The sequence below is a fragment of the Rhizobium alarense genome (genome assembly GCF_021555155.1).
Classification (GTDB): Bacteria; Pseudomonadota; Alphaproteobacteria; order Rhizobiales; family Rhizobiaceae; genus Rhizobium_D; species Rhizobium_D alarense.
In genome coordinates this window covers 1-4,815 of sequence record NZ_JAKGBU010000157.1, presented here as the reverse complement: position 1 = coordinate 4,815, position 4,815 = coordinate 1, and the positions used below count along the sequence as shown (strand labels likewise).

11 protein-coding genes are annotated in these 4,815 nt (G+C 63.1%); all 11 read left to right on the top strand.

Features of this window, described 5'->3' with window-relative positions; genetic code table 11:
• Window positions 1-402: 402 nt before the first annotated feature.
• The 11 genes from LXM94_RS25530 to LXM94_RS25480 all read left to right on the top strand — a co-directional run bounded on the left by LXM94_RS25530 (window position 403) and on the right by LXM94_RS25480 (window position 4,767).
• Window positions 403-897 (top strand): hypothetical protein, encoded by a 495-nt coding sequence (locus tag LXM94_RS25530; protein WP_235774654.1) that lies wholly within the window; start codon window positions 403-405, stop codon window positions 895-897.
• Window positions 894-1,511 (top strand): DUF6573 family protein, encoded by a 618-nt coding sequence (locus LXM94_RS25525; protein WP_235774652.1) that lies wholly within the window; start codon window positions 894-896, stop codon window positions 1,509-1,511. The genes LXM94_RS25530 and LXM94_RS25525 overlap by 4 nt, the downstream gene beginning before the upstream one ends.
• Window positions 1,512-1,525: 14 nt before the next feature.
• Window positions 1,526-2,065, top strand: coding sequence for a hypothetical protein (locus LXM94_RS25520; protein WP_235774650.1), 540 nt, complete (start codon window positions 1,526-1,528; stop codon window positions 2,063-2,065).
• 171 nt (window positions 2,066-2,236) lie between these two features.
• The gene (locus tag LXM94_RS25515; protein ID WP_235774649.1) at window positions 2,237-2,593 is read left to right on the top strand and encodes a hypothetical protein; all 357 of its coding nucleotides are present in this window, start codon (window positions 2,237-2,239) and stop codon (window positions 2,591-2,593) included.
• An 80-nt stretch (window positions 2,594-2,673) separates the two neighbouring features.
• Window positions 2,674-3,042 carry a DUF7673 family protein gene (locus LXM94_RS25510; protein ID WP_329605650.1) on the top strand — a complete coding sequence of 123 codons (369 nt, stop codon included), beginning with the start codon at window positions 2,674-2,676 and terminating at the stop codon, window positions 3,040-3,042.
• Window positions 3,039-3,305, top strand: coding sequence for a hypothetical protein (locus LXM94_RS25505; RefSeq protein WP_235774647.1), 267 nt, complete (start codon window positions 3,039-3,041; stop codon window positions 3,303-3,305). The genes LXM94_RS25510 and LXM94_RS25505 overlap by 4 nt, the downstream gene beginning before the upstream one ends.
• A complete protein-coding gene (locus LXM94_RS25500; protein ID WP_235774645.1) occupies window positions 3,302-3,544 on the top strand; it encodes a cysteine hydrolase family protein in 243 nt (80 codons plus the stop codon). The genes LXM94_RS25505 and LXM94_RS25500 overlap by 4 nt, the downstream gene beginning before the upstream one ends.
• Entirely contained in the window at window positions 3,541-3,789 is a 249-nt protein-coding gene (locus LXM94_RS25495; RefSeq protein ID WP_235774643.1) for a hypothetical protein, read from the top strand. The genes LXM94_RS25500 and LXM94_RS25495 overlap by 4 nt, the downstream gene beginning before the upstream one ends.
• Window positions 3,786-4,178: a hypothetical protein gene (locus tag LXM94_RS25490; protein ID WP_235774641.1), complete on the top strand. Its 393-nt coding sequence runs from the start codon at window positions 3,786-3,788 to the stop codon at window positions 4,176-4,178. The genes LXM94_RS25495 and LXM94_RS25490 overlap by 4 nt, the downstream gene beginning before the upstream one ends.
• Before the next feature lie 9 nt (window positions 4,179-4,187).
• Window positions 4,188-4,430 carry a hypothetical protein gene (locus LXM94_RS25485; RefSeq protein ID WP_235774639.1) on the top strand — a complete coding sequence of 81 codons (243 nt, stop codon included), beginning with the start codon at window positions 4,188-4,190 and terminating at the stop codon, window positions 4,428-4,430.
• Window positions 4,431-4,476: 46 nt separating this feature from the next.
• On the top strand, window positions 4,477-4,767 hold the full coding sequence (locus LXM94_RS25480) for a hypothetical protein (RefSeq protein ID WP_235774637.1): 291 nt from the start codon (window positions 4,477-4,479) through the stop codon (window positions 4,765-4,767).
• Window positions 4,768-4,815: the final 48 nt, after the last annotated feature.

The following is a 4,815-nucleotide window of genomic DNA, read 5'->3' as shown; positions in this document are numbered from 1 at the left end:
GGCCAGGCGGACGGCCAGTCGCCAGCGCAAGACAGAATCAGCGCATGCGGCAACGCAGATTTCGCGCTACCGCGCAAGACAGTTTCAGCGTGCCGCTGCATGCAGCTCGCTGCCTGTAAGTGGCGACGCGAAGTCGTCCTGCAGAACAACCACGCGTCACCAACACTGCGCGCAGGCCTACGGCCCGCCCAGGTGCGCCAAAGGCGCGTTCATCGTGCAGCGATTCCGCTGCCCTACTCGGTTCCCATGCCGTCCCCCGAGCGATTTCGTTTGAACAGCTCGATGCTCCGCTGCGCTCCTTTCGCCTGCCCTAAACGGTAGCCCGGCTCGGCCACCGCACAAGGTTGACATCCTCACCCGGTCCCCTCGCTGCGCTCACGGCTGCGGCTTCCGGTGTCGCCCTTGCGCGATGCCCTCAGCAGCCGGGCGACCTACGGGCAATCACGGCGAAAGGCACTCAGCGAAGCAATGTTCAACCACTCAATCAACAGCCCGGAGAACGACACGATGAACCACCAGCAGAAAAGCAAAAAGCCGGCTCAAGCATCTAGCAAAGCAATGTGGGGAGAAGCCAGAAGCCTGAAATCGGGTGACGTGATTATCTGGCATCGGGACCGGGGCGTGAGCGTCTTCATGGTGGACCGGGTGCGGTTTGGCTGGTGGCGCAAGGTCTACATCGAGGCCAACGGCGGAACCGCTCTGTTGACCCTCTCCGAAGACGAAACGGTTTGCATCGAGCGCGGGCCCCAGTTCCACATCGAGGCCGTCAACATCAACAGCGGCCGTCGCGTTCGCATGACCGGCTATCCCATGAACGAGCAGCAGTGCCGCGTGATGATGAGCAAAATTGCCTCTTATCCGTGGCGTCGCCTTGAACTGGTCGAGGTGTCGGCATGAGCACCAAGGCAGAGCAGTTGCAGCGGGCAGCACAGCTTGGCGCGGCGGCCTTCGCGGCAGGACGCTTGTCAGTCCCGGCGCATGACCCGGAAGTGCTATCGATGTTCGGTTCCCGCCGCGTGGGCGAGACTCCCGAGGGCGAGGCGACGACCGTCGAAATCCTGAACGCTTGGCTTAGCGCCTGGCACCGCGCAAACCTTGCCGCGCCCGTCTTCACCGATGACGACCTAATTCACAGCTATAGCCGCGCCGAGGCAATCGCCGACGGCGGGCTAATCGATGTCACCGAAACCGCACGCGAAGCCGGGTTCACGATTTCCGTAGCCGTGACCGCAGCCGTTTGGGCCGATTGCGTCGCATGGAGCGATGAAGACGGCCACCGCAAGGGCACCGTGCAGGACGAGGCAGGCCGCTTGTGGGATGTCGTTTGGATGGCATCGCGCGCCGCCCGCAAGCCGAGCAACCACGCCAAGCAAGTCAGCCCCTTCGTCGTGTATCGCGTCCCGCGCCCTGGTCGCGGCCGCATGCCCCGACTTGTGGTCCTCGCCTTGCGCATCGGCCCAGGTGATGCAGGCGAACCGGTCATCACCATCACCACCCAGAACGAAGATTGATAGGAGCCGACACCATGCGCAGCCGCTACATCCCCGCCAATTCCGAAGCCCGCGAGTTCCCCGCCGCCGCTGTTGTGGCCTACTGCTACGACAGCCGCCGAGGTTCGGCCGTTGCCGCGTACAAGGGCCGGCAGTCGAAACCGGCCCTGTTCGTCGCCTTGGCCTCGCCGGAGGCGCGTGACGCGTACCTTGCGGCTTACATCGAGCGCGAAACCGCGAACGAAGCCCGCAAGCGCGAACGCCAGCAGGCAGCCAAGCAGCCGCACACGCTGGAAGTCGGCTCGATTCTTAACACCTGCTGGGGCTACGAACAGACCAACGTGGAGTTTTACCAGGTCGTCGCCGTCAGTCGCTCGATGGTCACGCTGCGCCAGATCGCGGCCAGCACCGAGAACACCGGATTCATGAGCGGGCGGAAGACCCCACACCGCGACCGCTTCACGGGCGAACCGTTCCGCTGCCGGGCCAACGCCACCAATAGCGTGAAGATTGACGAATGCTGCCGCGCGTCCCAGTGGGACGGTCGCCCCATGGCCGTGAGTTGGTACGGTTGACCGAACCCGCGCCGCGTCACTTCGTAGGAGTGACGCGGGCCGGATGGCTGAATCCTCCCTTAATATTGTCACTCTGTTTCCCCTGTTTCGTGCCGCAATAGTTGCGTTTCATTGCACCAAATTGGTATAATTTGGCTTAACGAGATAGGGCATTTTGGAAAGGAGCAAAGCATGAACATTGAGGCTCGCCAGCGCATCGAGCGCCGCATCGCCAAGGCCGCCATTGGCGGCCTGCTGGACGCCGGTTTCTTCCTGTCGGTCTATGACGGCGAGGAATTTGCCTTGCGCCGCTCGCGCGACGCGAAGGCCATCGCCGCCGTCATGGGCGCGACCGACGAAGAATCCCTTCTGGCCTACCGGCCGAACCCCGCGACCGACGCCGCCCCGCGCTGGCAGCGCGTCGGCTCGGTCCTGTTCGTCTACGGCAACGACGGTTGGGACGTTATCGCGGACTACTCGACCAGTCTCGAACCGCATTTGCAGCGTGCCGACGAACTGGCCGACCAGCTCGAACGCCTGCACGCCTGACCCGCTCGGAAGCTTGGCGACACAAGCGCCGCCAGGCCTCGCGCCCTTTGTCACCACTCACCATCACGGAGGAAACCACCATGACGAACAAACTGCCCCCGCCACGCCCTGCCCGTGTCATCACTATCGAGGAACTGGCAGCGCTGTACCCCGAACCCAAGCCCATCCAGCCGGAGGAATCGGCCGCGCTTGGGCGACTCATCGAGATCGCCCAGGCAGACACCGGCCAGAGCCGGCGCGTGGCCGATTTCCTGCTGGCATGGTGGAACGCTGGCAACTGTGGGAGCTTCGACCTAACAGACCTATGGGGCGTCGATACGAAAATCGCCGCTGACATGGTGACGGTCTTCGGCCTTGTTGCGCGACTGCACAGCTACCCCGATGCCTTGGGCTTTGAAGCGGAGTTCAAGGCCATCGTGCGCGCTTGGCGTCCGGAGCTGTCGGAATGAGCGCCCGTGTGGGTGTGCTGGCGGTGCTGGATGACCGCATAGCAGTGGAGAAGGCCGGAATGATTCATCCAGCTCAGTTGATTGAAGTCCGCGCCGCCGTGGCTGAATTGCTGGCGGCGGATAAAGAATTCGACGAAGCCATGGACGCGGAACACGCTAATAGCGGGCGCGGCGGGCCCGCGCCGAAAGCGACCTCGGACCGGCGCATCGCCAGTAGAGCGCGCCGCGCCGCCGCCCTCGCCCGCTGCGGCGGTGAGGCATGAGCGCCTTCGCTCGCTTTGACGGACTGGCCGTCCTGCGGCGCATCCATGCGCAGCACAGCGGCCAGGATGCCGGCGAGCTGAATCGAGCGATTGAAAACTTTGCCGAACTGATAGCCGCCGCACGGCAAGCCGAATTGTTCGTTGTCTACCTGTTGACGCACGCGCCGGAACTGCCTGACGAAAACCGCACGGTTCGCCGCCTGCGGGCGGCTCTGATTGGCGTGGGGAATCTCGGATGACCGGCAAGCAGGAGCAGAAGAAGCCGGAGCCGTCGTGCCAGCATGGCCCCGACCCGATGCAGGATCTCGCCGACCATCTTGCCGCCGTGTCGGCCCTGCTTGGACACCCCGCCGTGCGTGCGCGGATCGGCGGTAGCCTGGTGCGCGAGCTTGGCTATCCGCTGGCAAGCTTCCGCGCCCGTTTTCCCGACCTGCTGCCGGGCTCGCAGCAGACCTTACCTATCCCTATCGAGGACATGCAGTGAGATTTTTCCAATTATGTTTTGTCGCCCTGGCCGCAGTGGTCGCCGCGTCCGCCGGCTTGATGTTTCACAACAGCAACAAGCTCGAGCACACCGAAGCTGCCGGCGTCGTCACGCATACGACCTACTACCCAACGCAGGGGCTTTTCTCCGCAGACCGGACGCTTGTCGAGACAACCACGAACAAGTTCTTGGTGTACGACGCATTCCTTCCTTTCGACGTCCAGGGAACGCGACCTGTTGCGGTCGAGGTTCGCACCTACCGCGCCGGGGGAAGCTATCTCTGTCCGGCCAATCGGCCCGCAGGGCGCGACGGTTGCGGCATGGTCATTGAGAGCAGCATCGAGATCGAAGCACGCAAACTGACTGCGCCGCCGCCGCCATCCCCTTGAGGAAACATGATGACCATCAAAACCAACAAAGCCGAGCAGTTGAGCTATATGCGCTGGCGAGTGCGCTTTTGTCTCACCCTGCTCCTGGTCGGCATTGTGCTGATACTGGCCGGCGCGCTTCCCAAACTTCTCCCCGCCCTTGAATGGGGACCGTGGTGGCTACGCGCTGCCGCTATGGGCGCCGGTCTCGGATTCACCGCCGCCGGGTTAGCGAAATTCCCCGTAGCTACTTCAGCGAGGACCGAAGAATGAACATCATCGCCACCATCAACAACCATTGAAGAACGAGGAAACCAGCATGGAAACCTATCAGCAAGTCCACGATTTCACCGCAGAAGGCGCGGCCCGCTTCGCCGAATTCGTCGCCGAACACGGTGCGGCCGACGTATCCCCCGACACCTTGCGCCTGTCCTGCCTTGGCGTCATCGAGGACAACCTTAACGGCGCAGGCCTGCCCCTCGTTTGGGAATTGTCCGCTGCCAACAGCCGCGATGGAATCGCTCACACGTTCATGGCCGAGCTGGACGACATCATCATTGAAACTATCGAGCCGGAACATGATGCGGCCGGGCTTGAGCAGGACCGCTAAGGGGATGGGCATGCAAAGCATGACGCTAGACCAGTTTCGCGCCGCCCA

Bases quoted from the DNA above. Each gene is read 5' to 3' on its own strand.
- LXM94_RS25525 (WP_235774652.1), top strand. From the start codon at position 894: ATGAGCACCAAGGCAGAGCAGTTGCAGCGGGCAGCACAGCTTGGCGCG.
- LXM94_RS25520 (WP_235774650.1), top strand. From the start codon at position 1,526: ATGCGCAGCCGCTACATCCCCGCCAATTCCGAAGCCCGCGAGTTCCCC.
- LXM94_RS25515 (WP_235774649.1), top strand. From the start codon at position 2,237: ATGAACATTGAGGCTCGCCAGCGCATCGAGCGCCGCATCGCCAAGGCC.
- LXM94_RS25510 (WP_329605650.1), top strand. From the start codon at position 2,674: ATGACGAACAAACTGCCCCCGCCACGCCCTGCCCGTGTCATCACTATC.
- LXM94_RS25505 (WP_235774647.1), top strand. From the start codon at position 3,039: ATGAGCGCCCGTGTGGGTGTGCTGGCGGTGCTGGATGACCGCATAGCA.
- LXM94_RS25500 (WP_235774645.1), top strand. From the start codon at position 3,302: ATGAGCGCCTTCGCTCGCTTTGACGGACTGGCCGTCCTGCGGCGCATC.
- LXM94_RS25495 (WP_235774643.1), top strand. From the start codon at position 3,541: ATGACCGGCAAGCAGGAGCAGAAGAAGCCGGAGCCGTCGTGCCAGCAT.
- LXM94_RS25485 (WP_235774639.1), top strand. From the start codon at position 4,188: ATGACCATCAAAACCAACAAAGCCGAGCAGTTGAGCTATATGCGCTGG.
- LXM94_RS25480 (WP_235774637.1), top strand. From the start codon at position 4,477: ATGGAAACCTATCAGCAAGTCCACGATTTCACCGCAGAAGGCGCGGCC.